Here is a 23,019-nt window from a genome sequence, read left to right as displayed (position 1 = left end):
CCAGCGAGGGACGACCATGGCCAAGAACATCGTCATCTATTCCGACGGGACGGGGCAGGCCGGAGGTTTTCGCTTCGACGAGAACCGGAGCAACATCTACAAGCTCTACAGGGCGAGCCGCTGCGGCCCCGACTCTTCCATTGACCCCGCGGAACAGGTGGCATTCTACGATCCCGGTTTGGGCTCGCAGGCGGATGGTGGCCATCTTTTCGGAAAACTTGTGCGCTGGATACACAACACCGTTGCGCAGGCGACAGGCTTCGGCATCACTCGCAACGTCATCGACTGCTACGCCGCACTAATCCGGCTATGGCAACCCGGTGATCGCATATTTCTGGTGGGCTTCAGCCGAGGCGCCTACACCGCCCGCTGTCTCGCCGGGGTGATCGCGCGTTGCGGGATACCGACCCATCCAAGGAACGATCCTGAAGGTGACCTAGCGTTCGATGAAGGATCGTCGCAGAAGCTTGCTGCCTACGCCGTCAAGCACGTCTATCAATTCACCTATCCCCGGAAGAAATCCGAAGCCACCGAACGGCAGAAGTTCTTTTTGGATTCAAGGGAGCGGTTGGCCACGCGGTTTCGCGCGGAATACGGATCCGCGGCTGGGGCCGACGCGGCCAAAGCAAACGTATACCCGCATTTCATTGGAGTCTTCGACACGGTGGCGGCGCTGGGCAACTGGACGACGTCGTCTCTCTTCACCGCAGCGTTTCTTCTGTTCGCGGCGGCGCTGGGTGTTTTCGGGGAAATATTGCAGCCGTTCTCGTCGACGCCGTGGATCGGCTGGATCTTTCCGTATCTTTCGTTCTGGCGCGTCTTCCTCGGGACTATAGGATTGGCCACGTTCTGCGCCCTGTGCGTGTATGTCTTCACGCATCTGAAATGGGATTATGGAATCGGAGGTTACGATTGGCGGAAGTCATTACGCACGATCCATTTCAACGACTTGTGGATGACGTTCTACGATACCGAGCTTGACCCCAATGTCGCGTACGCCCGGCACGCCATCAGCATCGACGAGAACCGCGCGAATTTCAAACGCGTTCACTGGAGTAGCTCGAAGGAAGCTCAAAGGGATTCCGCCGGCATCCAGTGGTTCGAGCAGGTCTGGTTTTCGGGAAACCATTCCGACATCGGCGGAAGTTACCAGGAAAACGAGAGCCGGCTGTCCGACATCAGTCTGGAATGGATGGCGCTCTGGGCCGCCGCCGTCCCTCATGGGCTCAAGTTCGATCGGCGGGTGCTTCAGATGTGGCCGCATGCCGACGGGCCTCAGCACGACGAGGTCGCCGCCGGCTTAGGCTTCATCCCCAGGTGGACCGGGATCACGTGGACGGAGCAGAAGCGGAAGCTGCCCGGTACCGCAGCGGTCATGCATCACTCCGTATATCGCCGGTTCGATCTTCGTGCCGTTCAGGTTTACGATCGACGCTGTCTTTACCGGCCCGAGACGCTGCAGGATCACGACGACTTCAAAAGATTCTGCCAGCCGGGCGCGCAATTTCCCGCGACCTCAATGGATGGTGCCACGGCTGTCGCGGGCGAACCACCTGCATGGCCGTCATGATGATTGACGTCAACGAGATCCGCAAACGCGAAACTGTACTGCACGGCCTGACGGGCACGGACAAACCGTACACGCTCTATTACGACGAGACGAATAACGACCGGCGTCTGCACATTCGCCCGGACGGCCTCAACGTCCGCGAGCCAGGTTGCTTCGTCGTCGGCGGGATCGCTCACTTAGGTCCCACTCGGAACCTGGACCTCGGAGAACTACGCCAACTCTTGCGCATTCAGGAAAGCGCCAAGGAAATAAAGCTCACGCATGTAGCGAAGGGAGAATTCCTCGCGCTTATCAACGACGAGCGGCTCGAGCTTTTTCTTCGTTGGCTGCTCAAAGAGGGGTTTTTTATCCATTATTCGGCGTTGGATCAGATGTACTGGTCAACCGTCGACATCATCGACTCCATCCTGACCGCATACGGTAATGACCGGCTCTATGCGACCCATTGGGAACTGAAGGACGCCCTTTATACCGTCCTTCGTCATGACATGCCGGACACCGTCGCGTTGTTCGGCCGCTATAGCGCGAGGAAAACCTGAAGATGTCTACCCGCGGAATGCGGAGAATCTTCCATGGTTTTTCCGTCTAAATCGGCGCGTGACTGACACTGCCGGTCGAAACTGCTGACGCTGTCAGCGCGGCGGTTAAGCCCATCTGTTTGCCGCGAGCAAGGAAGCTTAGAACTTAGGACGGTTAGGAAGGAACGCTCGCAGCCCCGCCTGGGTGTGGTGTCGCGTCCCGTGAAAAACAGTTTCATCGCACGCCCCTAGCTTCAGCTCATAACAATCTAATTCGCCTGGAGTTAAAGTGAGTGAGCAGCCGTCTTGCTGCGGGTTTCTCTTGCCGGGTTCTGGGCGTCGATTTAGGGTAACTCGATTTGCTCAGCGGAGGCGGACGTGGCGACAGGCATTGTGAAGTGGTTCAACGCGACCAAAGGATTTGGTTTCATCCAGCCCGATGACGGCGGCCAGGATGTCTTCGTGCATATCAGCGCGGTGGAGCGCGCGGGCCTATCGGGTTTGGCTGAGGGGCAGAAGGTCTCTTATGAGGTGCAGGTCGATCGGAAACGCGGCAAGAGCAGCGCGGAAAATCTGCGCGTCTGACACGCCGCAATCGCCCGTGTCATCCGGGACTACTTTCCGAATAGAAATGGCCGCAGCACCTTTCGACGCTGCGGCCCACCGGGTTTAAAGAAATTCGTGAAATATTGACCAGCCCCGGTGAAACAAAGCTACGCCCCTGTGCCTTCACTGCAATCGAAAAGTCTGTTCCTCTGAACGGAACCAGATTCACTGTTGTAAGATAGACGACAGAGAATCTGACGTGGTCAGCGGCTCCACCTCTTTCGCATCGAGCGGAGCGGGTAAGGCTAGGGCGCCGGAACGGCGCAGCCTGCCCCAGACGGTGTGGCTCAGGATCGCCCAGATCGAGACCGCGATCGACGCGGCCGGGCGGTCGCATCTTGGCCAAATTCCTCCCCATCTCCGCCCCGCTTAGGGCGCGTTCGCCGCTCAGCGTGGCAGCTCCCATGTGCCGCAAGGAGCCGCCGGTGGAGCATTCGTCGCGCAATCCGACTCGCATACCGTTGATCGCCGTAGCTGTCGCGGCGGCGCTCGTACCGGAGGCTAGTTCGGCCGAAAACCTGCTCGATTTCCTCTTCGGCGGCCTCCGGACGCAACAGCAGCAGACCGCCACGCCGGCACCGTTGCCGCCGCGGCCTCTCGCTGCCGGCTCCGGTCCCGCCTTCTGCGTGCGCAGCTGCGACGGCAAATATTTCCCGCTGATGCGCGGCGCCGCCTCGCCGGCGCAATTGTGCCAGGCGTTCTGTCCGGCCAGCCCGACCAAGGTGTTCTTCGGCTCCGGCATCGACGGCGCCCGCACCGCCGCCGGCGAACGCTACGCCGAGAGCGAGAACGCCTACACCTACCGGGCCGCGCTCCGCGCCGACTGCACCTGCAACGGCCGCGACGCCGTCGGCCTCGCACAGGTCGATCTGGCGCTGGATCCGCTGCGTCCGGGGGACATCGTGGCGACCGCCGATGGGGCCATGGCTTATTCCGGCATCCGGCTCGGCGCCGAGCAAGTGCCGGATCTCACCCCGGCGGCGAGCTATCCGGGATTCACGACGGAAGCGCGGGCACGGCTCTCCGACATGAAGGTCGCGCCGGGGCGGTGACCAGGCTGTTCGTCTCACCGACAGAGCGCGGATAGGGCGTTTGTGGGAACACGACATCGCGCCCGAAGTTACAACAATCGTGAGTAAGGTAGGTAAACTGCCCGCCGTCGGCCCCAACCCGGCGGCGGGTTTCTTGTGAGTAGAGTAGCGTGGCAAAGGCCTATCAAGGCACCGACGCAGAGTCGGAAGCCGCTCAGATGCCGGGGTTCATCAGCCCCCAATTGGCGATCCTGAAGATGAAGGCCTCTTCGGAAGCCCAGTGGGTTCACGAAATCAAATACGATCGCTACCGCATCGCCTTCGCCTCGACCGAGATGATCGCCGCGCCTACACGCGCAAGGGATACAACTAGAGCAGCAAGTTCTCGAGGATGGCTGGCGGAAAGGCGCGCGCGACGGCGGCCCTGACGCCCACGAAGACAGGTGCCTCGAGTTGCTGCAGCAAGCTCAGCCATGTCGCCTAGAGATTCCCGACCTCGCGGCCGAGGTTCAGCTCAAAGTCGCCAGCGCTTCCAATGCCTCGCGCGCGCAGCTTCGGCATGCGCTCTGCTGCGCCTGGCCAGCCGAACGTCGTGAAGAAGGTGTCCTGCGTCGCCTGCAGTTGGGCGGGGTCCGGCAGCCCGTGCTGGTTGATCGTCGCTTTGCAGGTACTCAGCGCCTGCTTGTCGAACGACAGGATGCGCCGCACGAAATTCGCGACGAACTCATCAAGGTGGGCCTCGGGGATGGCGCGGTTGATCCAGCCGTATCGTTCGGCGGTCTCGGCATCGAAATCGTCGCTACCGAGGATGATCTCCATGGCGCGAGCGCGGCCCACCAAGATCGGAAGGCGTTGAAGCGCCCCGCCGCCTGGGATGAGGCCGCATCCGACCTCTGGCTGGCCAAAGATCGCCTTTTCCTTGCTGGCGAAGCGAATGTCGCAGGCCAGGGTAAACTCGCTTCCACCGCCGCGCGCCCGGCCGCGGATCACTGCAATGCTGAGGACGTTACTCTGAGCCAGCTTGGTGGCCGGCTCGATCCAGCGTGGCGCGCCGAACCGGCTGCGGGGCTCGGCCGTGCTGTAGTGAGCGATGAAGAAGTCCGGGTTGGCGCTCTCGAAGGTCACGACCTTCAGCGCATCGTCCGCGTCGATCTCCTCCACCAGATCGTAGAACTCGTCGTAGGTGCGATCGTCGATCGCGTTGATCGGCGGGTTGTTGAAGGTCACGCGCCAATACCCCGGGGTGGACTTGTCGATGCTGATCCTGCTGGGGACGTCGTTCATGGTCGCCTCCGTTCCGTAGACATGTCGAATGAGCCTGACCCTTGCCTCAGGGGACGACGACGAGCTTCCCGCGCGTATGTCCGCCGGCTAGAGTCTCGTAGGCGGCTGCGAGCTGATTGAGGCCATAGGCCGCGCTCACGGAAGCTCGGATGGCGCCGGTGTCGATCAGGGCCGCGATCTCCGCCAGTTGAGCGCCGTCCGGCCGGGTGAGGGGGCCATGGAACTCCGCCTTGCGGGCGGCGGCGCGATCGATGAACGGTCGAACGCCCGCCGAAGCTTGCTCGGCCACGGGAGGCGGGAAGCCTAGTTCACGATAGCTCTGGGCGTCGGCAGTGCGCACGAGGCCGAGATAGCGGCCGCCTTCGCGTAAGGCATCGATGCCACGCTCGGTCAGCGGACCGCACACGCCGTCATAGACCACGTCAAACGGGCCGGCAGCCTCGAAGCTTTCGGTTGTGTAGTCGATCGTGCGGTCCGCTCCGAGCCCAGCCATGAACGTCTGGCTGTGCGGTCCGCCCGTCGCAACGACGTAGGCCCCGAGGTGCTTGGCGAGCTGGATGGCGAAGGCGCCGACGCCGCCCGCCCCTGCCTGGATCAAGATGCTTTCGCCGGTCTTGAGCCGCGCGCGCTCCACAAATGCCTGCCAGGTGGTCAAGGCGACCGTCGGCAGGCTCGCCGCCTCCTCGAAGGAAAGGGTGCGCGGCTTGTGGGCCAGGAGACTGAGTGGAACGGCTGCGCGCTCAGCATAGGCGCCGGGAAGCCGGTTAGGCAGGCGAGCGTAAACCTCGTCACCTGCCTTGAACGCCGCGCCCGAGGGCGCGGAGACGACAACGCCCGCGACGTCGTAGCCCATCACCTGCGGAAAGGTGAATGGAAGGGCGGCATGGAATAGACCCTGGCGCATGGCGATCTCGACGGGGTTCGCACCGGCGGCCCTAACCTCGATCAGCGCCTCGTCGGCGCCCGGGACGGGGTCGCTAACCTCTCCACAGGTGACCACGGAGTTGTCGCCATAGCCGGTGATGTACGCTGCCCGCATTTCATTCTCCTCGCGCTAAGGTCGCCTGACCATTAGTCTCATTATTGAACTTTTACACGCATGAAGGGATGTTGACAAGCCCCCGCCGCGGCGCTGCGCGAACTAGAGGGATTTCGAGCGAAGTGGATGCCGGTTCTCGTGAAGAAAACGCGTCAAAACGAGACTCTAGAACTTCGGTCTGATTCAATTAGAACCGAAAAAGCTCTAGAGGTTGCCGGCCCGGGCCTTCGGCTTGCCTGCGGGGCGGCGGCGCAAGCGAAGATCGCCAACCGTGATCTCGCGCCCGAGGGAGGAGCGGACCTTGATCGGCTCCAGTTCGCTGCCGTCGATGCCGTCAAGCATTCGAATAGGCGGCGGATCGGGCTGGAACAGCCATCGGTCGCCCCATTGGCGGAGTGCGATGATGGTCGCAAAGAGATCCTCGCCCATTTCGGTCAGAACGTACTCGTGCCGCCGCGCTTCCTCGGCGATGGGCCGGCGTTCGAGAATGCCACAGGCGACGAGTTTCTTCAGTCGCGCGGTCAGCAGGTTCCGCGACATCTCCAACTCCTTCTGGAAATCGTCGAAGCGGGTCGTGCCTCCGAAGGCTTGGCGCAGGATCATCAAACTGCCCCAGTCGCCAATGACGTCAACGGAGCGGGCCATGGGGCACTCGTACGTGGCCCAACTTTTCCGCTGCATGGACTGATCTCCTTCTTGCCGGTGTCGCCTGGGCAGGAATTAAAGCCCGATGCGATAGCCGACAAGGTTGCCACAAACGCCTGCCGCCGTCTCTCCACAGAGAGGATGCCCGCGAAGATGTGGCGATCCGAACTAGGCGAGCAGTGGGTCGTGATGTCCTCTCGCAAGGCACCGTCTGGACAAAGCCAACGCGCGTCATGCCGGCCCCGGCATCACGGCGGACGGATCGCAGCGAACATGCCAAGGACGATAACGTCAAGCGGCTCGCTCCAGCTGCCGGGTCGCCAGCGCATCGAAATCGCGACCATCGTGTCCGATCGCGTGCATGCAGGCGATCGGCAACCCCTTGCCATGCCGACGAATGGCCGTGAAACACACCAACTTGCTGGGCCAGGGCCCGCACGCCCGGTTGTCCATTCTTTCCCGCGCGATTGGGATTGCGCGGCTGCGACTGGCCGCGGCTCAGAAGCGAAGCGAGCTGAGAGGCGCGAGGCGCCCCGAGCGGAGATCAGCGTGGACGATGCTGCTGCATGAGCTTCCCAAACCGCCGCAAACCGATCGCATCCGCAGCGGATGGCGAGATGGCGTTCACGAGCGTGAGCATCCTAAGCATTCCGCCGCCCATGATGTGAGCCCGACGTCGCTGGCGGATGGTGGCGACGTCGCGCGTTAGCACGCCCGCCGGGATATTGGAGCCGTTCGCACGCGCGCTCAGGATTGGTCTGCTCCCGGTGCTTACGAAAGTCCGTCCGGTCATTCGCCACCGGAGAAGAAGTTCGGCGAGCCGATGGGCGAAGAGGAAATCGCGGACGCCATTCGCGCTTTTGCGGATGCGGCGCTTGTGGCTAAGCGCCGGGGGTTCGATGCAGTCGAATTGCACGCCGCGCACGGCTAAGCGGCCATTCGCAGCAGATCGAGGATGTCAGCTTCGCTTTTGAATGGCCGCGGATTGGCTTGGACGAAGCGATGATTGATTGCAATCTTGCTAATCTGGTCAAAGTTGTCTTCGCCAATCCCGACGTCGGCAAGACGGCCGGGCAATCCAAGTTTCTTGGTGAATTGCGCGAAGGCGACGGCGGCTTCCATACCGGGCTCGCCAAGGGCCGTCGCCAGGCGCTGCTGCGCATCCTCAGTGAACGCCTTGTTGTATCGAAGCAGGCTCGGCATAATGACCGGTGTGCAATAGTAGTGCGGAACGCCGAAGGTCCCGCCAAGGACATGGCCGATGCCGTGACTGGCTCCCATCGGGACCCGCGCCTGCAGTCCGAAAGCCGCGAGCCACGCGCCATATTGAGACAGTCGGCGCGCCTCCAGATCATCAGGCTGCTGCAAGGTCCGGAGCATTCCCTCGCGCAGGGTGCTGATGCCAGCCAGGACCACCTCGTCGGCGAGCGGCGTGCCGGCGGGTGAGCACAATGCTTCGATGCCGTGATCCATCGAGCGGGTTCCCGATCCCATCCACAGCTTGGAAGGCGTATGGACGGTGAGGGCAGGGTCGAGAATGATCGCCACCGGCATCATCCGGGGATGAAAGAAAATCTGCTTCAGCCTGTTGCGTTCATCCGTGACAAGCGCTGCTGCATTGTATTCGCCGCCATTCAGCGTCGACGGCACCGCGATCTGTCGAATTTTGGGCGATCGGAACGGTGAGACGGTGACCCCAGGCCCCATCGGGAAGGGATCGAAACCCGCTTCGTCGGCGATGTCATGTTCCATCGCCATGATGACGATCTTGGCGAGGTCGATCGCCGAGCCTCCGCCGACGGCGACGACCAGGTCGGCTCCGGCATCCTTGGCTTGACGGGCAACCTCGGCAGCTTGCTTGCGCGTGGTGTGCTCTGCGATTCCATCGAAGGTCGCGACATGTCTGCCGCCGAGCGCGCGCCGGATCTTCTCGATCTCGTCGGTCCTGGTGTTCAAGGTGCGGCTGACGATCAGGAAGACGCGCTCGGCATCCAGTCGCACCGCTTCATCGTTCAAGGCGTCAGACGCAGCCTTGCCGTAGACGACACGATCGATTACCGGAAAATTGTGTATCCCTGCCTTGCGCATTGCGGTCCTCCCAGTAAGTTCAAAAAGAGAAGTAACTATAAGCTCAACGATGGGAGCGTGCAACGAACCAGCTGTGACTTGTAGGTTCTGATCTATACCCTGCTCAAAAGCCCGTATCGCTCTTGGACCGGGTCACCGACAATCTAATCGCTTGACGAGTTCAAAAAAAGAACTGTAGGTTACGAACACGAGATGGCCGAACGCAACGGCCGCGAAGTGCCGGATTACGGCTGGATCCGTTCAGCGCGATGCGTCTTTCGCAAGGACGTGAGACGAGCAGCGACCGGGGAAAAAAACAAAGCCACGTACCCGAAAAGGGTGCACGTTTGGGAGGACGAGCAATGCTGGTGAAATGGAAGATCGTTGCGGCTCTGGCCCTGTTTTTGAGCGGCCCGGCATTCGCCGCCGAAGAGCCGGGAGTCACTGCTACCGAGATCAAGATCGGTGGGGTTTTTCCCTTCAGCGGACCGGCATCATCGATCGGTCTCGTGGGCAAGGGACTCATTGCCTACATCCAGGCCTTGAATGACCGCGGCGGCGTCAACGGACGCAAGATCAACTACATCGCCTATGATGACGGATATAGCCCTCCCAAGGCGGTGGAGCACGTCCGCAAGCTCGTTGAAAGCGACGAAGTGTCGTTCATGTTCGGCCAGCTCGGCACGCCCGGCATCTCGGCCACTGCAAAATACCTGAAGGCCAAGGGTGTGCCGAGTGTCGCCATCGTCAGTGGCTCGTCCAAGTTCACTGACGTCACCAATTACCCGCTGATCACCACGGGTCTTGTCAGCTACGACACCGAAGGAAAAATTTACGCCAAATACCTGACGAGGACGCTGCCGAACGCCAAGTATGCCATCCTCTATCAGAACGACGATCTCGGCAAAGATTACGTCGGTGCCTTCAAGGCGTTTCTTGGCAAGGATTTCGACCGCAAGGTCGTCAGTGCGTCCTATGAGGTCACCGAACCGACGATTGATTCGCAGATCACCAATCTGAAGAGCTCGGGTGCCGAAGCCCTGGTGATCGCCGGCACGCCGAAGTTCGCGGCCCAGGCCATCCGGCAAGCTTCGGTGATCGGCTGGAAGGCGACCGTGATCATCAATTTCCCGTCCGGATCCGTCGGAGGCACGCTTGCACCGGCCGGGCTCGACAAGTCGGTCGGCGTGATCGTCGGGACGACCAACAAGGATGTCCTCGACGAGACATGGAAGGGCGACCCGGGCATGCAGGCCTACCGGGCATTTTTCGACAAGTATCTGCAGGGCGCCGATATCACCAACGGCAGCTATCTGACCGGCTATCAGCAAGGCGTCCTGCTCGAGCAGATCCTCAAGCAATGCGGTGATGATCTATCGCGGAAGAATATTCTGGCGCAGGCGAAGAACCTGAAAGACGTCGTCGTTCCGACTGTGCTGCCCGGGATCAAGGTCAACACCAGCGAGACCGAGAACATGATCTGGACGCAGATGCGGCTGCAGCGCTGGACCGGCGCGACGTGGCAAGCCTTCGGAGAAGTCCTGGATGCCAGATCCGAGTGAATCTGGCGCCGCCCGCCGTTCTATCCGTCCGCGGTAATTCAGGAGATCGTTCTCGATGTCGACGAAGCCATTGACGTTTGCGCCAAGGGAACTCTCCGTCGAGCGCCGGACCGACGGCACGCTCGTATTGAGATCGCCGCTCGAATTGGGGCCATGCGACTGGCGGGTCACCGATTTTCTGCCGCGCTGGGCAAGCGCGGTTCCGGACAGAATATTTCTCGCGCAACGCAATGCCAATGGGGGATGGGACGAGATCACTTATGGCGAAGCATGGTCGCAGGTCCAGGCGGTCGGCCAGAGCCTGATCGATATGGGCGCAAAGCCGGCCGACAGGCTGGCCGTGCTCTCGGGTAACTCCATCGAGAACGCGGTGATCTCGTTTGCGGCGATGTCGATGGGCGTCATTCTAGCGCCAATATCGCCGAACTACACGCTGATGCCCGGCGGTCTTGCCCGCCTCAAGGACATCGCGCAGGTGCTGCGGCCGAATTTTGTTTTCGTTCAGAGCGGACGCGACTTTTCCGCGGCTCGCTCCATTCCCGAGTTGGCAGACTCTGCCTGGATCAGCGTCGATGGCGCGCCGGAGACGACGCCCTTCCGTGTCCTGTCGGATCGAACGGACTGCGAAAGGTTCGCGCAGGCGTCGGGGGCGGTCTCCAGCGATTCCATTGCGAAAGTGCTCTTCACCTCCGGTTCGACCGGCCTGCCAAAGGGCGTTCTGAACACGCACCGCATGATGGCGAGCTCCCTGCAAATGGGAAGCCTGCTCGTGTCGCCTCCGGAGGCGCCGGTCCAGGTCGAATGGCTGCCGTGGCACCATACGATGGGCAGCAACGTCATTCTTCACGGCATTCTCAAGAACGGCGGGACGCTCTACATCGATGACGGCCGCCCGCTGCCTCAGCTCTTTCACAAGTCGGTGGCGAACCTCAAGGAGATCTCGCCGACGGCGATGTTCAATGTGCCCGCGGGCTATAACCTGTTGTGTGATGCCATCGAGAACGATGCCGCCCTCGGCGCGAGCATCTTCAAGCGGCTGGATCGATTGAGCTACGCCGGGGCTGCAATTTCGCAAGCCACGCTTGAAAAACTTTACCGGCTGACATCATCGATCACAGGCAGGCGGATTCCGGTGATGTCGGGCTATGGGACGACCGAAACGGCGCCGACAATCAGCACGACGCATTGGGCAACGGATCGGCCGGGCGAGATTGGTCTCCCGGCGCCGGGTGTGCAGCTGAAACTGATTCCTGTTTCCGACACGTACGAGGCCAGGGTGAAAGGCCCCAACGTTACCCCCGGTTACCTCGGCAGGGCCGATCTTACTGAGAAGGCCTTCGACGAGGAGGGGTTCTATCGCATCGGCGACACCGTGTCGTTTATCGATCCCGAGAAGCCGGAGCTCGGTCTGCGTTTCACGGGCAGAATTTCCGAGAACTTCAAGCTCGCGAACGGCACCTGGGTTGCGATCGGAGCGATGCGTGCCGCCATTCTGGCCGCAACGCGCGGCGTACTGCTGGACATCGTCGTTGTGGGAGAAAACCGTGAAGCCTGCGCGCTGCTGTGCTGGCTAAATCCGACCGAGGCGGCGCGGATTTCGAACGCACCGGCTGCGGATTTGACCTGCGACCCCAAAGTGATCGAATTCCTGAGACATGGTCTGCAGGGATATAATGAGGCTGTTGGAAGCAGCGAAAAAATCTGCTCGTTCACCCTGCTGAAGGATCCGCCCTCGTTGGCCGCGGGAGAAATCACCGACAAGGCCTATGTCAATCAACGTGCTGTGCTCAAACACCGGGCTGAACTGGCGGACCGTCTCCACTGCAACGAACCCGACGCAGCTGTGATTCGAGTCTGAGGATGCGTTTCGTGCGTCACGCCGGTGGCCTGCTCAAGCCGCGCTGCGGCGAGCCTTTGCCTTCGGCTTTTCAGGTGCCTCCATCATCCGCGGGCTTTGGGCGCCTGGCCCTGGATGGGTATGAACCTCCCTGGCCAGGAGCGGCTCGCCGCATTCAGAGCACACCATGACCGGGTCGAAATCCTTTCCGCACTTGCGGTGCTGGTGCAACAGCGGCCGGCCGCGCTCGTCGACCATGTGAGTGTCGCCCCAATGCACGAGCGCCATCATGATCGGATAGAGGTCGAGGCCCTTCTGGGTCAGGATATATTCGTGACGCTTGGGCGCTTCCTGGTAGGGAATGCGGCGCAGGATGCCCAGCCGAACCAGCTTCTTCAGGCGTTCGGCGAGCAGATGGCGTGTAATTCCGAGCGCCGACTGAAATCCTTCAAAGCGCCGCGTGCGCAGAAAGCATTCGCGCAGGATCAGAAGCGTCCAGCGGTCGCCGATCACGCCGATGGTTCGGGCCATCGAACACGGCTCTTCCTCAAGTTCCTTCCACTTCATCCGTACTCTCCAGTCATCCCGGCGAGGCCCGCTCGAATCGCCGCCGAGGCCGCCGCATTTACCTAGCATTCTAGATAGGTACTGAACTCCAAACAATACCCGATAGGTCGGTCAAACCAGCATAAATCCAATCGAATTTGACAGTTCGATTTTAGAACTGTAAGAGTGAGGACAGGCAAGCCATGCGATTGGATCGCCGGTCCCTGACCATCCAATACGCTCTGCGGGAGAAAGCGGTCATGACCCTCAAGGTTGAATTCCAGTTCGATTTCGGCAGCCCGAACGCCTATCTGGCGGAGATCGCCATCCCAGGGGTCGAGCGGCGGACGGGCGTGAAGTTCGAGTACGTCCCGGTCCTGCTCGGCGGGATCTACAAGGCGACCGGCAATATGTCGCCGTTCGATTCGCTTCGCGGGATCAAGAACAAGCCGGAATACCAGGAGCTCGAAACCCAGCGGTTTATCCGGCGTCACAACATCACGAAATTTCGCCAGAATTCGTTCTTTCCGGTCAACACGTTGATGCTGATGCGCGGGGCCGTCGCGGCCCAGTTCGAAGGCGTGTTCGAACCCTATTTCCGCGCCGCCTATCATCACATGTGGGAAGAGCCCAAGAAGATGGACGATCCCGAAGTGTTTCGGAGCGCATTTGCTTCCTCGGGAATCGACATCGACAGGCTGGTCGCGCGCGCGCAGCAGGACGACGTCAAGAAGAAGCTGATCGACCTGACCAATGACGCCGTCGCCCGCGGCGCTTTCGGTTCGCCGACGTTCTTCGTCGGCAAGGAGATGTTCTTCGGCAAGGACCAACTCCGGGACGTCGAGGAGTCGATCGTCGAACAGACCCGGCAGCCCGTTTCCAAGACCGGCTAGTTTCTCGACTTGCGGTCCGTGCGTGTTGAGGCGAAGGGCTGACGGCAAGCCAGAGTTTACCCTCGGCTCGTTGGCAGAAAAAAATCCAGGGAGAGTGCAATGGCTGGTCCGCTTGGCGGCGTTCGTGTCCTCGATCTGACCGGAGTGGTTTCGGGCCCGTTTGCGACAATGTTTCTCGCAGATCAGGGCGCCGACGTGCTCAAGATCGAGCCGATCGGCGGCGATATCACCCGTCGCAGCCGTGCCACCATCGACAAGGATGGCGAATTCTCGGCGCTGTTCATCTCGTCGAACCGCGGCAAGCGTTCACTCTCGATCGACGTCAAGAGCCCGGCCGGGCGCGAGGTGCTGGCCAAACTGGTCGCGCAAGCCGATGTCCTTGTGCAGAACTTCCGGCCCGGCACCATGGAGCGCCTCGGCCTTGGTGTGGAAGAGCTGCGCCGGCGCCACCCGCGCCTGATCTACGTCTCGATCAGCGGCGTCGGCGAGACCGGACCGTACGTGAAGAAGCGCGTCTATGATCCGATCATTCAGGGCCTGTCGGGCTTTGCCGATATCCAGTCGCAGCCGGTCACCAATCGCCCGCAGATGATCCGCACCATCGTGTGCGACAAGACCACCGCCGTATTCACCGCACAGGCGGTGGCGGCGGCGCTCTACGCGCGAGAGAAGACCGGACAGGGGGATCATATCCAGGTCGCGATGCTCGATGCCATGATCTCCTACCTCTGGCCGGAAGGCATGATGCAGTACACAGTGGTCGGCGCCGAGGCCGCGGCTGCCGATCCCAATGACCGGCCGGATCTCGTGTTCAAGACCAGCGACGGCTACATCACGGCCGGCACCATCTCCGATTCCGAATGGCAGGGCTTCTGCCGCGCGTCCGGCGATCCCGAGCTCGCCAAGGATCCGCGGTTTGCGACTCCGTCGGCGCGTTCGGTCAACGCCACGGCGCGCATCAACAAGATGGCGGAGTATATCGGCCAGCACACGACCGCCGAATGGCTGGAGCGTCTGGATGCCGCGGATGTCCCTTGCGCGCCAATCCTGCGGCGCGGCGAAATCATCCACAATGAACAGGTGGTGGCGCGCGGGATCATCGCGGAATTCGACCAGCCGAAGGTCGGCCGTGTGCGCCAGCCCAAGCCCGCGGCCCGCTTCGAGGTCAACCAGGCCGCCATCGGCGGGCCGGCCCCTCGCGTCGGCGAGCACTCGCGCGAGGTGCTGCGCGATCTGGGTTACGACGATGACGCGATCGACAATATGGTCGCCGCGCGCACGTTGCGCGTGGCCCTGTAGCCCGGAGCCGTCCGTGCGACCGACGACCCGCTCTCAAGCGTTGGCAGGCACCGGCGTAATCGGTGCTCGCGGAACATTCGCCGCAGCCGCACGCTGGTAAGCCTCCCGATTTCGCATGCGCCCAAGATAGGGCTGGGCATTGTCGCAAATGCCGACACCGTATGCGACTGCCCAGTCCAGGCACGTCGTCAGCAGAATATCGGCGCTGCTGAAGCGCTCGCCCATGAGGAAATGTCGGCCGTCCGCCAGCGCGACTTCGACATGGCGCAGCTGCGCCCGAAAATATTCCGCGGCTTGAGCTACGACCTCCGGCGCGACGCCGTAGATCGGGCCGAGCGCATTGGCGCTGTGACGACGCATCACGTATAGGCTGGTGGAGTCGAGCTCGGTGACGATGAAGAAGCACCATTCCAGCCACGCGGCATAGTCACGGGTGGATTCCGGGATCAATGCACGTTCCGGCGTGGAGTACATGCGCGACAAATATGCGACGATCGCGGCACTTTCGCCGATGCGGAAGTCGCCGTCCTGCAGCAACGGAATCTTCTGGCGCGGATTGAGTCTGGTATATTCGGCGGTCTTGGTCTCGCCGGTCCGCGGGCCGATCGGTTTGATCTTGTAAGCGAGGCCGAGCTCGTGCATCGCCCAGTGTGGGCGAACTGTGCGGCTCGTCCCGACGCCCCACAACGTGAGGTCTGGATCATCGCTCATGTCACCATTTCTCCACAGCCGGGCGAAGATCGAGTTCATGGGTCCAGCCATCGCGGCTTTGCTGATGGGCAAACCAATACGCTTCGGCAATCGAGGAGGTCTTGGTCAGGCTATCGGGAGGGATCTCGCTGGCCTCGATGCCCTTCGCGGCCTTCATGCGCTGATGAATGGCTTCGCTATCGACGCCGGCATCTATGATGAGATGGACGACGTGAATGTTCTTGGGCCCGAGCTCGCGCGCCATGGCCTGGGCTACCGCGCGAAGGCCGAATTTTGCCGATGAGAACGCGGCAAACCCCTTGCTGCCGCGGATGCTTGCGGTCGCTCCGGTAAAAAAGATGGTGCCGCGTCCGCGCTGAAGCATGACGCGCGCTGCCTCACGTCCGACCAGGAAGCCCGCGTAGCAGGCCAGCTCCCAGGCCTTGAAGAAGAGCTTCTCCGTGGTCTCCAGCAGGGGCTTGTTGACGTTCGATCCGGCATTGAACAGACAGACCTCGATGGGCCCGATCTCGCGTTCGACATCCGCGAACAGCTTCTGAACTTCCGCTTCCTGGCGGGCGTCGACGCTGAAGGCGTGGATGCCCTGGCCTTTGGCCCTCAGTTCATCGACAAGCGCTTGGGATTTGGCCGCATCGCGCCTGCAGATGCAAACAGTGTAACCGCCGCTGGCAAACCGCCGCGCAACGGCTGCACCGATGGCATCGCCTGCGCCGACCAGCATCGCGACTCCGCGACTTTCTCCCATGCTCGCCTCCCATAAGTTCTTATTTGATACGATATCGGTATCGTCTGAAAGCCGCATTGTAAACGGGGTTATCGAGCGCCTTTGAATAAGGCAGCAAACTTGCCATTTCCTGATCCGACCACAACAACAAAATATCGATTGACGGGTTCTAAAAAAGAACGCATGTTTCGCCGCGAGGCGCAATGCTGAAAATGGCGCCGATGTTCTTCAGTCGGGAGGCGGTTAGACGTGGCGAAGCTGTCGCAAGCACTCGGTCTCGATCCGACTGCTTTTCGGTCTGTCGGGCCCCATCGAGCAATCGACAAGCAGCCATCTTGCCAAAGCCCTGGACCAAATCGCGCCGATCGAGGACTGCGCCGCGGCCATGGTAGCCTCGATCAGCGCGATGGCGAGATCGCCCTCGTTGCGGTCTGGCTCAAACACCGTGATCCACGTTCCGGGCTCGATAGAACAGCTTTGCACACAGCGCGCCTAACCTAACCGGGAGAAGTTCCTTGAAAAAGAGAAATGCAACCGTCGCTGTGATCGGCGCCGGCGATTTCATCGGCGGCGAGATCGCCAAGAAGTTTGCCTCCGAGGGCTTCACCGTCTTCGCCGGCCGCCGAAATGGCGACAAGTTGGCGCCGCTGGTCAAGGAGATCGAGGCCGCCGGCGGCGAGATCCATGCCCGTTCGCTCGACGCGCGCAAGGAGGAGGAGATCATCTCCTTCCTGAGTGACGCCGACAAGCACGCGCCGTTGGAGGTCTGCATCTTCAACATCGGTGCCAACGTCAACTTCCCGATCCTCGACACCACCGAGCGCGTATTCCGCAAGGTCTGGGAGATGGCCTGCTACTCCGGCTTCCTCGCCGGTCGCGAGGCGGCCCGGCTGATGCTGCCGCGCGGCCAGGGCAACATCTTCTTCACCGGCGCGACTGCTTCCTTACGCGGTGGCAGCGGCTATGCCGCCTTTGCCAGCGCCAAATTCGGGCTGCGCGCTGTGGCGCAGGCGATGGCGCGCGAACTAGGCCCGAAGAATATCCATGTCGCCCACTTGATCATCGATTCCGGCGTGGATACCGAGTGGGTTCGGCAGCGTCGCCTGGAAGCACTCGGGCCCAATGCGCTTGACGATCCCGATGCGCTGATGCCGCCGGCCTCGGTCGCGACGTCCTATTGGCAGCTCTATCAGCAACCGAAGAGCGCCTGGACCTTCGAGCTGGAAATCCGGCCCTTCGGTGAGAAGTGGTAGGACGCGCCCGATGGAACTCGCGCTGTCTCCTGAAGATGCGGCCTTCCGTGATGAGGTGCGCGCTTTCATCGCCGAAAACTATCCAAAGGAAATGCGGGTCCCCAATCCGGAGACCGACCTGACCAAGGAGCAATCCTTGCTTTGGCACCGCATTCTCTACAAGAAGGGCTGGATCGCACCGCTCTGGCCCAGGGAATATGGCGGCCCCGGCTGGTCGATTACCCGACGTTTCATCTTCGAGCAGGAGACGAGCCGGGCCGGCACGCTGCCGCCGTTGGCATTCAGCGTCACCATGGTGGGGCCGGTCATCTACACCTTCGGCAACGACGCGCAAAAGCAGAAATTCTTGCCGCGGATCCTTTCGGGTGAGGATTGGTGGTGCCAGGGCTATTCCGAGCCGGGCTCGGGGTCGGACCTCGCCACGGTCCGCACCAAGGCCGTGCGCGACGGCGATTACTACATCGTCAACGGCCACAAGACCTGGACAACGTTGGCGCAGCACGCCGACTGGATATTCTGCCTGGTGCGTACTAATCCGAGCGTAAAGCCTCAGGCGGGCATCTCGTTCCTCCTGATCGACATGAAGTCGCCTGGCGTGACCGTGCGTCCGATTATCGCGATCGACGGATCGCACGAGGTCAATGACGTCTTCCTCGAGGACGTCCGCGTCCCCGTCGAGAATCTGATCGGCGAGGAGAACAAGGGCTGGACGTACGCTAAATTCCTGCTGGGCAATGAGCGCACCAGCATGGCCGGGATCGGGCGGTCGACGCGCTATCTCGACCGGTTGAAGAAGATCGTGAAGGCGGAGATCGCACTGGACGACCCGGCCCATCTCGAATTCCGCAAGGAGATCGGCCGGATCGAGCTCGACGTGCTTGCGCTCGAGGCGACCGAGTTGCGCGTTGTTGCCCAGATGGCGCGCGGCATCGATCCGGGTCCTGCGGCCTCGCTGTTCAAGATCCGCGGCACCGAGATCTTTCAGGGGATCACCGAGCTGACGCACCGTGCCATCGGAAATTACGGGCTGGCGCTTCGGGAGCAACCTTTGAGCGCAAATCAGTTCATGCCCGGTCCCGATTACGGCCACACCGCCTCGGAAAAATACCTGAACGCGCGCAAGCTCAGCATCTACGGCGGATCGAACGAGATCCAGCGCAACATCATCGCCAAAGCAGTGCTCGGTCTCTAGCAACAGCGCGACAAGAGGATCGGATGGATATCCAGTTCACGGAAGAGCAGGAACTGTTGCGCTCCAGCGTGCAGCGCATGCTGCGCGACCAATACAGCTTCGAGGCGCGCCGCAAGATCATCGCCAGCGAAGAGGGATGGAGTCGGAAGCAGTGGAACGCCTTTGCGGAGCTCGGCCTTCTCGCCGCGCCGTTCTCCGAGGAGAGCGGCGGCCTCGGCGGCGGTCCGCTCTCCACGATGATCGTCGCCCAGGAGTTCGGCCGTCACCTGGTCGTGGAGCCGTACGTCGAAACGGTCGTTCTGGCCGGCGGCTTGATCGAGCGTGCAGGGACAGATGAGCAGAAGCAGGCATTGATTGCCGACATCATCGCCGGACAGAAGATCTGGGCGCTTGCCTGGACGGAAAAGGGCGCGCGTTTCGATCTTGCCAATGTCGCGACTGCGGCGCGGCGCGACGGCAAGGACTACATCCTCAGTGGCGAGAAGACCGCTGTCATCGCCGCGCCCTGGGCCGATTATCTCATCGTCTCCGCCCGGACTGGCGGCAAGCGCGACGATCGCGCCGACGTCAGCCTGTTCGTCGTCGAGGCCCGGGGGGCCAATCTCGATCTGCGCAGCTTCAAGACCATCGATGGCCGCCGTGCCGCGGAGATCACCTTCCGCGATGTGCGCGGCGAGTTGCTCGGTAGCGAGGGCGAAGGCGTCGCCCTCTTGGAAGCTTGCCGTGACCGGGCCGTCGGCGCGCTCTGCGCCGAGGCAGTCGGCGCCATGGCCGAACTGAACTCCGCAACGCTGGACTATTCCAAGACCCGAAAGCAGTTCGGCGTCACCATCGGCAGCTTCCAGGTGCTGCAACACCGGATGGTCGACATGTTCATCGCTCATCAGGAGGCGCTCTCCCTGATGCAGCATCTCAATCTCAGCCTCGGCGCCGGCGACAGCGGCATCTCCCGCCTCGCGTCCGGCGCCAAGTCGAAGATCGGCTATGCCGGCAGGTTCATTGCCGACCAGGCGGTGCAGCTCCATGGCGGCATGGGCATGACCGACGAATTGAATGTCGGCCACTACTTCAAGCGAATCTCATCCATCAACATCCAGTTTGGCGATCCCGCTCACCACTTGCTGCGTTATGTGCAGCTCGACGCGGCTGCGTAACAAAAGAGGCAAGCATGACGACAGAGGCAGTTATCGTTTCCACCGCCCGTACCGGTGTCGGCAAGGCCTATCGGGGTGCATTGAACAACACCGAGGGACCGACCATGGCCGGTCATGTGATGGCCGAGGCGGTCAGGCGCGCAGGGATTGAGCCCGGCGAGGTTGAGGACGTGGTGATGGGGTGCGCCATGCAACAGGGCACCATGGTGATGAACGTCGCACGCAAGGGGGCGATTCGTGCCGGCCTGCCGGTCACGGTGGCTGGCACCACAATTGATCGGCAGTGCGCATCCGGCCTGCAGGCCATAGCGGTCGCGGCACGCTCGATCATGCTCGATGGTGTCGAGATCGCAATCGGAGGCGGCATCGAATCGATCAGCCTGGTGCAGAACGAGCACATGAACAGGTTCCACGCGGTCGACGATGAGCTGATGGCGATGAAGCCGGAGATGTACATGTCGATGCTGGACACCGCCGAGGTCGTCGCCGAGCGGTACAAGATCGGCCGCGACCGGCAGGACGAATACAGCCTCGAATGCCAGCGCCGCATCGGTGCCGCGGTGCAGGCCGGCCGCTTCAATGACGAGATCGTCCCGATCACGACCAGGATGGCCGTCGTCAACAAGGACACCAAGGAGGTCACCTACCAGCAGGTGACGCTGTCGAAGGATGAAGGCCCGCGCCCCGAGACCACGGCGGAAGGCCTTGCGAAGATCAAGCCGGTGTTCGAGGGTAAGACGATCACGGCGGGTAACGCCAGCCAGCTCTCTGACGGCGCATCGGCCTGCGTGATCATGAGCGACAAGATCGCCGCCAAGAAGGGCCTGAAGCCGCTCGGCATCTTCCGCGGCTTCGTCGCCGCCGGTGTCGAGCCGGACGAAATGGGCATCGGTCCGGTCGCGGCCATCCCGCGCCTTCTCAAGCGGCACGGCCTGAAGATCGATGACATCGATCTCTGGGAGCTGAATGAAGCCTATGCCGTCCAGGTGATCTACTGCCGCGACAAGCTCGGCATCGATCCGGACAAGCTCAACGTCAATGGCGGCTCGATCGCGATCGGTCATCCCTATGGCATGACCGGCAGCCGGCTTACGGGACACATGCTGATCGAGGGGCGGCGGCGCAAGGCGAAGTACGGCGTGGTGACCATGTGCATCGGCGGCGGCATGGGCGCAGCGGGCCTGTTTGAAATCGTCAACTGATCGGAAACGGAGAAGCGCACGTGAAGACAGCAATTACCGAATTGTTTGGCATCCAGCATCCGATCATCCAGGGCGGCATGCACTATGTCGGCTTCGCCGAGCTTGCCGCCGCGGTGTCGAACGCCGGCGGTCTCGGCATCATCACCGGTCTCACACAACGGACGCCGGAGCTGCTGGCGAAGGAAATCGCGCGCTGCCGCGACATGACCGACAGGGCGTTCGGTGTGAACCTGACCTTCCTGCCGAGCTTCACTTCGCCGCCTTATCCGGAATACATCGCCGCCATCAAAGAAGGCGGTGTCAAGGCTGTGGAGACGGCCGGCCGCAGTCCGGAAGCGTACATGCCGGCGCTGAAGGCGGCTGGCATCAAGGTAATCCACAAATGCACCTCGGTGCGGCATTCGCTGAAGGCCGAGAAGATCGGTTGCGATGCCGTCAGCGTTGACGGCTTTGAGTGCGGCGGCCATCCCGGCGAGGACGACATCCCGAACATGATCCTGCTGCCGCGCGCGGCGGATGAACTGAAGATTCCGTTCGTGGCCTCGGGTGGCATGGCGGACGCGCGCAGCCTCGTCGCCGCGCTGTCGATGGGCGCCGCCGGCATGAACATGGGCACCCGCTTTGTCGCGACGAAGGAAGCGCCTGTCCATGCAAACGTCAAGCAGGCCCTGGTCAAAGCCACCGAGCTCGACACCGTGCTGGTGATGCGTGCGCTGCGCAACACCGAGCGCGTGCTCAAGAACAAGGGCGTCGATCAGTTGCTCGAAGTCGAGCGCGAGAAGGGGGCCAGACTCAAGATCGAGGATATCCACGAGCAGGTCGCGGGTGTCTACCCCAGGGTGATGGTCGACGGCGAGATGGACGCCGGCGCGTGGAGCTGCGGCATGGTGGTTGGACTGATCCACGATATCCCGACGGTGAAGGAGCTGATCGACCGCATCATGACGGAAGCCGAGCAGATCATCCGGGAGCGTCTGATCGGGTTCCTCGATGGTGCCGAGTACAGGCCGGCCGTCGCCCGGGCGATTGCGTAAGGGCTTCCGGACCGTTGTGCTGCTACCATATTCGTTGACGAGCTTGCGCACGCATGATCGTGCGGTGCGTTGATTACTATCGATAAGGCTCGACTGGCGAGCGGCCGACCGTCGGCAGCCTTGGGAAGGAGAATGTATGGATCCGGCCGACTTCCACTACTATGAGCCTTCGAAGGGCCACGGACTCCGGCACAATCCATTCAACGCGATCGTCGCGCCGCGTCCGATTGGCTGGATTTCGTCGCGGAATGCGGCCGGGCAACTGAATCTTGCGCCGTACAGCTTCTTCAATGCGTTTCTCTACGACCCTCCAATAATCGGGTTCTCCTCTATTTCATGGAAGGACACCGTGAAAAACGTCAGCGAGACCCGGGAGTTTGTCTGGAATCTGGTTACGATGGATCTGGGCGAGCGCATGAACACGACTGCGGCGCCTCTCGATCACGGCGTGAGCGAGTTCGAAGCAGCAGGGCTGACGCCAGTGCCCGGGCGACACGTAGCTGCGCCGCGGGTAGGCGAGAGCAGGGCGGCGATGGAATGCAAGGTCGTCGACGTCTTTCAGTTGGCGAATGCGCGCGGCGAGAAGGTAGAAGGGTGGTTCGTACTCGGCGAGGTCGTCGCGGTATACATCGACAAATCTTTGATCGAGGACGGCGTCTACAACACGGCACTTGCGCATCCCATTCTGCGCGCCGGCCGTGGTGGAGATTACCTCGAGGTCAGGACGGAAAACATGTTCGAGATGAAGCGGCCGCCTGGCAGCAGCAAACCGGAATTCCACGGCACCTGATTCTGTGGGAAAGATAGCATCGGATCGACGAAGCGTCTGCCCAGCGGTGCAGGCTGGACTTC

General features: G+C 61.8%; 24 protein-coding genes. 17 read left to right on the top strand and 7 right to left on the bottom strand.

Annotated features, from left to right (window positions below; translation table 11 throughout):
- Nucleotides 1-16: 16 nt before the first annotated feature.
- The 5 genes from AC0L27_RS07665 to AC0L27_RS07645 all read left to right on the top strand — a co-directional run bounded on the left by AC0L27_RS07665 (nt 17) and on the right by AC0L27_RS07645 (nt 4,153).
- Nucleotides 17-1,570, top strand: a complete 1,554-nt coding sequence (locus AC0L27_RS07665) for a phospholipase effector Tle1 domain-containing protein (RefSeq protein ID WP_473318466.1) — start codon at nt 17-19, stop codon at nt 1,568-1,570.
- Nucleotides 1,558-2,109 (top strand): hypothetical protein, encoded by a 552-nt coding sequence (locus AC0L27_RS07660; RefSeq protein WP_473318465.1) that lies wholly within the window; start codon nt 1,558-1,560, stop codon nt 2,107-2,109. The genes AC0L27_RS07665 and AC0L27_RS07660 overlap by 13 nt, the downstream gene beginning before the upstream one ends.
- A gap of 357 nt (nt 2,110-2,466) precedes the next feature.
- On the top strand, nt 2,467-2,673 hold the full coding sequence (locus tag AC0L27_RS07655; protein ID WP_464160365.1) for a cold-shock protein: 207 nt from the start codon (nt 2,467-2,469) through the stop codon (nt 2,671-2,673).
- A 425-nt stretch (nt 2,674-3,098) separates the two neighbouring features.
- Entirely contained in the window at nt 3,099-3,746 is a 648-nt protein-coding gene (locus AC0L27_RS07650; RefSeq protein ID WP_473318463.1) for a DUF2865 domain-containing protein, read from the top strand.
- A 149-nt stretch (nt 3,747-3,895) separates the two neighbouring features.
- Nucleotides 3,896-4,153 carry a hypothetical protein gene (locus AC0L27_RS07645; protein WP_473318462.1) on the top strand — a complete coding sequence of 86 codons (258 nt, stop codon included), beginning with the start codon at nt 3,896-3,898 and terminating at the stop codon, nt 4,151-4,153.
- A gap of 52 nt (nt 4,154-4,205) precedes the next feature.
- Here the strand turns inward: AC0L27_RS07645 and AC0L27_RS07640 are convergent, their stop codons facing one another.
- The 3 genes from AC0L27_RS07640 to AC0L27_RS07630 form a co-directional block, all read right to left on the bottom strand.
- A complete protein-coding gene (locus AC0L27_RS07640; RefSeq protein WP_473318460.1) occupies nt 4,206-5,009 on the bottom strand; it encodes an enoyl-CoA hydratase/isomerase family protein in 804 nt (267 codons plus the stop codon).
- 46 nt (nt 5,010-5,055) lie between these two features.
- Complete coding sequence (locus tag AC0L27_RS07635; RefSeq protein WP_473318458.1) at nt 5,056-6,048, bottom strand: NADP-dependent oxidoreductase; 993 nt, start codon at nt 6,046-6,048, stop codon at nt 5,056-5,058.
- Nucleotides 6,049-6,252: 204 nt separating this feature from the next.
- On the bottom strand, nt 6,253-6,693 hold the full coding sequence (locus tag AC0L27_RS07630; protein WP_473318457.1) for a winged helix-turn-helix transcriptional regulator: 441 nt from the start codon (nt 6,691-6,693) through the stop codon (nt 6,253-6,255).
- 361 nt (nt 6,694-7,054) lie between these two features.
- On the opposite strand from AC0L27_RS07630, the gene AC0L27_RS07625 reads away from it, so the two are divergent.
- Together AC0L27_RS07625 and AC0L27_RS07620 are read left to right on the top strand one after the other, a co-directional pair.
- On the top strand, nt 7,055-7,402 hold the full coding sequence (locus AC0L27_RS07625; protein WP_473318455.1) for a hypothetical protein: 348 nt from the start codon (nt 7,055-7,057) through the stop codon (nt 7,400-7,402).
- Between the two features lie 15 nt (nt 7,403-7,417).
- Nucleotides 7,418-7,624 (top strand): oxidoreductase, encoded by a 207-nt coding sequence (locus AC0L27_RS07620; protein WP_473318700.1) that lies wholly within the window; start codon nt 7,418-7,420, stop codon nt 7,622-7,624.
- Here AC0L27_RS07620 and AC0L27_RS07615 read toward each other — a convergent pair.
- Nucleotides 7,621-8,781 (bottom strand): iron-containing alcohol dehydrogenase, encoded by a 1,161-nt coding sequence (locus tag AC0L27_RS07615; RefSeq protein ID WP_473318454.1) that lies wholly within the window; start codon nt 8,779-8,781, stop codon nt 7,621-7,623. The genes AC0L27_RS07620 and AC0L27_RS07615 overlap by 4 nt on opposite strands.
- A 341-nt stretch (nt 8,782-9,122) precedes the next feature.
- On the opposite strand from AC0L27_RS07615, the gene AC0L27_RS07610 reads away from it, so the two are divergent.
- Entirely contained in the window at nt 9,123-10,322 is a 1,200-nt protein-coding gene (locus AC0L27_RS07610) for an ABC transporter substrate-binding protein (protein ID WP_473318452.1), read from the top strand.
- Between the two features lie 55 nt (nt 10,323-10,377).
- On the top strand, nt 10,378-12,180 hold the full coding sequence (locus AC0L27_RS07605) for an AMP-binding protein (protein ID WP_473318450.1): 1,803 nt from the start codon (nt 10,378-10,380) through the stop codon (nt 12,178-12,180).
- A 33-nt stretch (nt 12,181-12,213) separates the two neighbouring features.
- On the opposite strand, the gene AC0L27_RS07600 is transcribed toward AC0L27_RS07605, so the two are convergent.
- Nucleotides 12,214-12,726: a winged helix-turn-helix transcriptional regulator gene (locus AC0L27_RS07600; RefSeq protein ID WP_440639825.1), complete on the bottom strand. Its 513-nt coding sequence runs from the start codon at nt 12,724-12,726 to the stop codon at nt 12,214-12,216.
- 239 nt (nt 12,727-12,965) lie between these two features.
- On the opposite strand from AC0L27_RS07600, the gene AC0L27_RS07595 reads away from it, so the two are divergent.
- Entirely contained in the window at nt 12,966-13,598 is a 633-nt protein-coding gene (locus tag AC0L27_RS07595; RefSeq protein ID WP_473318447.1) for a DsbA family protein, read from the top strand.
- Between the two features lie 99 nt (nt 13,599-13,697).
- A complete protein-coding gene (locus AC0L27_RS07590) occupies nt 13,698-14,897 on the top strand; it encodes a CaiB/BaiF CoA transferase family protein (RefSeq protein ID WP_473318444.1) in 1,200 nt (399 codons plus the stop codon).
- Between the two features lie 33 nt (nt 14,898-14,930).
- Here the strand turns inward: AC0L27_RS07590 and AC0L27_RS07585 are convergent, their stop codons facing one another.
- Both AC0L27_RS07585 and AC0L27_RS07580 read right to left on the bottom strand, forming a co-directional pair.
- Nucleotides 14,931-15,608, bottom strand: coding sequence for a glutathione S-transferase family protein (locus AC0L27_RS07585; RefSeq protein ID WP_473318443.1), 678 nt, complete (start codon nt 15,606-15,608; stop codon nt 14,931-14,933).
- Between the two features lies 1 nt (nt 15,609).
- On the bottom strand, nt 15,610-16,353 hold the full coding sequence (locus AC0L27_RS07580; protein ID WP_473318698.1) for an SDR family NAD(P)-dependent oxidoreductase: 744 nt from the start codon (nt 16,351-16,353) through the stop codon (nt 15,610-15,612).
- 494 nt (nt 16,354-16,847) lie between these two features.
- On the opposite strand from AC0L27_RS07580, the gene AC0L27_RS07575 reads away from it, so the two are divergent.
- From AC0L27_RS07575 to AC0L27_RS07550, 6 genes are all read left to right on the top strand, one after another.
- Nucleotides 16,848-17,585 (top strand): SDR family oxidoreductase, encoded by a 738-nt coding sequence (locus tag AC0L27_RS07575; RefSeq protein WP_473318441.1) that lies wholly within the window; start codon nt 16,848-16,850, stop codon nt 17,583-17,585.
- Between the two features lie 10 nt (nt 17,586-17,595).
- Entirely contained in the window at nt 17,596-18,777 is a 1,182-nt protein-coding gene (locus tag AC0L27_RS07570; RefSeq protein WP_473318440.1) for an acyl-CoA dehydrogenase family protein, read from the top strand.
- 23 nt (nt 18,778-18,800) lie between these two features.
- Nucleotides 18,801-19,931: an acyl-CoA dehydrogenase family protein gene (locus AC0L27_RS07565; protein WP_473318439.1), complete on the top strand. Its 1,131-nt coding sequence runs from the start codon at nt 18,801-18,803 to the stop codon at nt 19,929-19,931.
- Between the two features lie 14 nt (nt 19,932-19,945).
- The gene (locus tag AC0L27_RS07560; protein ID WP_473318437.1) at nt 19,946-21,133 is read left to right on the top strand and encodes an acetyl-CoA C-acyltransferase; all 1,188 of its coding nucleotides are present in this window, start codon (nt 19,946-19,948) and stop codon (nt 21,131-21,133) included.
- A gap of 20 nt (nt 21,134-21,153) precedes the next feature.
- Nucleotides 21,154-22,167: an NAD(P)H-dependent flavin oxidoreductase gene (locus AC0L27_RS07555; protein ID WP_473318436.1), complete on the top strand. Its 1,014-nt coding sequence runs from the start codon at nt 21,154-21,156 to the stop codon at nt 22,165-22,167.
- Between the two features lie 136 nt (nt 22,168-22,303).
- Nucleotides 22,304-22,957: a flavin reductase family protein gene (locus AC0L27_RS07550; protein ID WP_473318434.1), complete on the top strand. Its 654-nt coding sequence runs from the start codon at nt 22,304-22,306 to the stop codon at nt 22,955-22,957.
- Nucleotides 22,958-23,019 lie beyond the last annotated feature (62 nt).

This window comes from Bradyrhizobium sp. Ken51, from assembly GCF_055807435.1.
Note: the sequence above shows the minus strand (reverse complement) of the source record. Positions and strands in the feature narration are given on the sequence as shown.

Excerpts from the sequence above, each read along its gene's own strand:
- AC0L27_RS07595 (WP_473318447.1), top strand. The coding sequence starts at position 12,966 with ATGACCCTCAAGGTTGAATTCCAGTTCGATTTCGGCAGCCCGAACGCC.
- AC0L27_RS07635 (WP_473318458.1), bottom strand. The coding sequence starts at position 6,048 with ATGCGGGCAGCGTACATCACCGGCTATGGCGACAACTCCGTGGTCACC.
- AC0L27_RS07590 (WP_473318444.1), top strand. The coding sequence starts at position 13,698 with ATGGCTGGTCCGCTTGGCGGCGTTCGTGTCCTCGATCTGACCGGAGTG.
- AC0L27_RS07650 (WP_473318463.1), top strand. The coding sequence starts at position 3,099 with ATGTGCCGCAAGGAGCCGCCGGTGGAGCATTCGTCGCGCAATCCGACT.
- AC0L27_RS07565 (WP_473318439.1), top strand. The coding sequence starts at position 18,801 with ATGGATATCCAGTTCACGGAAGAGCAGGAACTGTTGCGCTCCAGCGTG.
- AC0L27_RS07625 (WP_473318455.1), top strand. The coding sequence starts at position 7,055 with ATGCAGGCGATCGGCAACCCCTTGCCATGCCGACGAATGGCCGTGAAA.
- AC0L27_RS07640 (WP_473318460.1), bottom strand. The coding sequence starts at position 5,009 with ATGAACGACGTCCCCAGCAGGATCAGCATCGACAAGTCCACCCCGGGG.
- AC0L27_RS07580 (WP_473318698.1), bottom strand. The coding sequence starts at position 16,353 with ATGGGAGAAAGTCGCGGAGTCGCGATGCTGGTCGGCGCAGGCGATGCC.
- AC0L27_RS07600 (WP_440639825.1), bottom strand. The coding sequence starts at position 12,726 with ATGAAGTGGAAGGAACTTGAGGAAGAGCCGTGTTCGATGGCCCGAACC.
- AC0L27_RS07605 (WP_473318450.1), top strand. The coding sequence starts at position 10,378 with ATGTCGACGAAGCCATTGACGTTTGCGCCAAGGGAACTCTCCGTCGAG.
- AC0L27_RS07585 (WP_473318443.1), bottom strand. The coding sequence starts at position 15,608 with ATGAGCGATGATCCAGACCTCACGTTGTGGGGCGTCGGGACGAGCCGC.
- AC0L27_RS07630 (WP_473318457.1), bottom strand. The coding sequence starts at position 6,693 with ATGGCCCGCTCCGTTGACGTCATTGGCGACTGGGGCAGTTTGATGATC.
- AC0L27_RS07570 (WP_473318440.1), top strand. The coding sequence starts at position 17,596 with ATGGAACTCGCGCTGTCTCCTGAAGATGCGGCCTTCCGTGATGAGGTG.
- AC0L27_RS07665 (WP_473318466.1), top strand. The coding sequence starts at position 17 with ATGGCCAAGAACATCGTCATCTATTCCGACGGGACGGGGCAGGCCGGA.
- AC0L27_RS07550 (WP_473318434.1), top strand. The coding sequence starts at position 22,304 with ATGGATCCGGCCGACTTCCACTACTATGAGCCTTCGAAGGGCCACGGA.
- AC0L27_RS07660 (WP_473318465.1), top strand. The coding sequence starts at position 1,558 with ATGGCCGTCATGATGATTGACGTCAACGAGATCCGCAAACGCGAAACT.
- AC0L27_RS07610 (WP_473318452.1), top strand. The coding sequence starts at position 9,123 with ATGCTGGTGAAATGGAAGATCGTTGCGGCTCTGGCCCTGTTTTTGAGC.
- AC0L27_RS07560 (WP_473318437.1), top strand. The coding sequence starts at position 19,946 with ATGACGACAGAGGCAGTTATCGTTTCCACCGCCCGTACCGGTGTCGGC.
- AC0L27_RS07615 (WP_473318454.1), bottom strand. The coding sequence starts at position 8,781 with ATGCGCAAGGCAGGGATACACAATTTTCCGGTAATCGATCGTGTCGTC.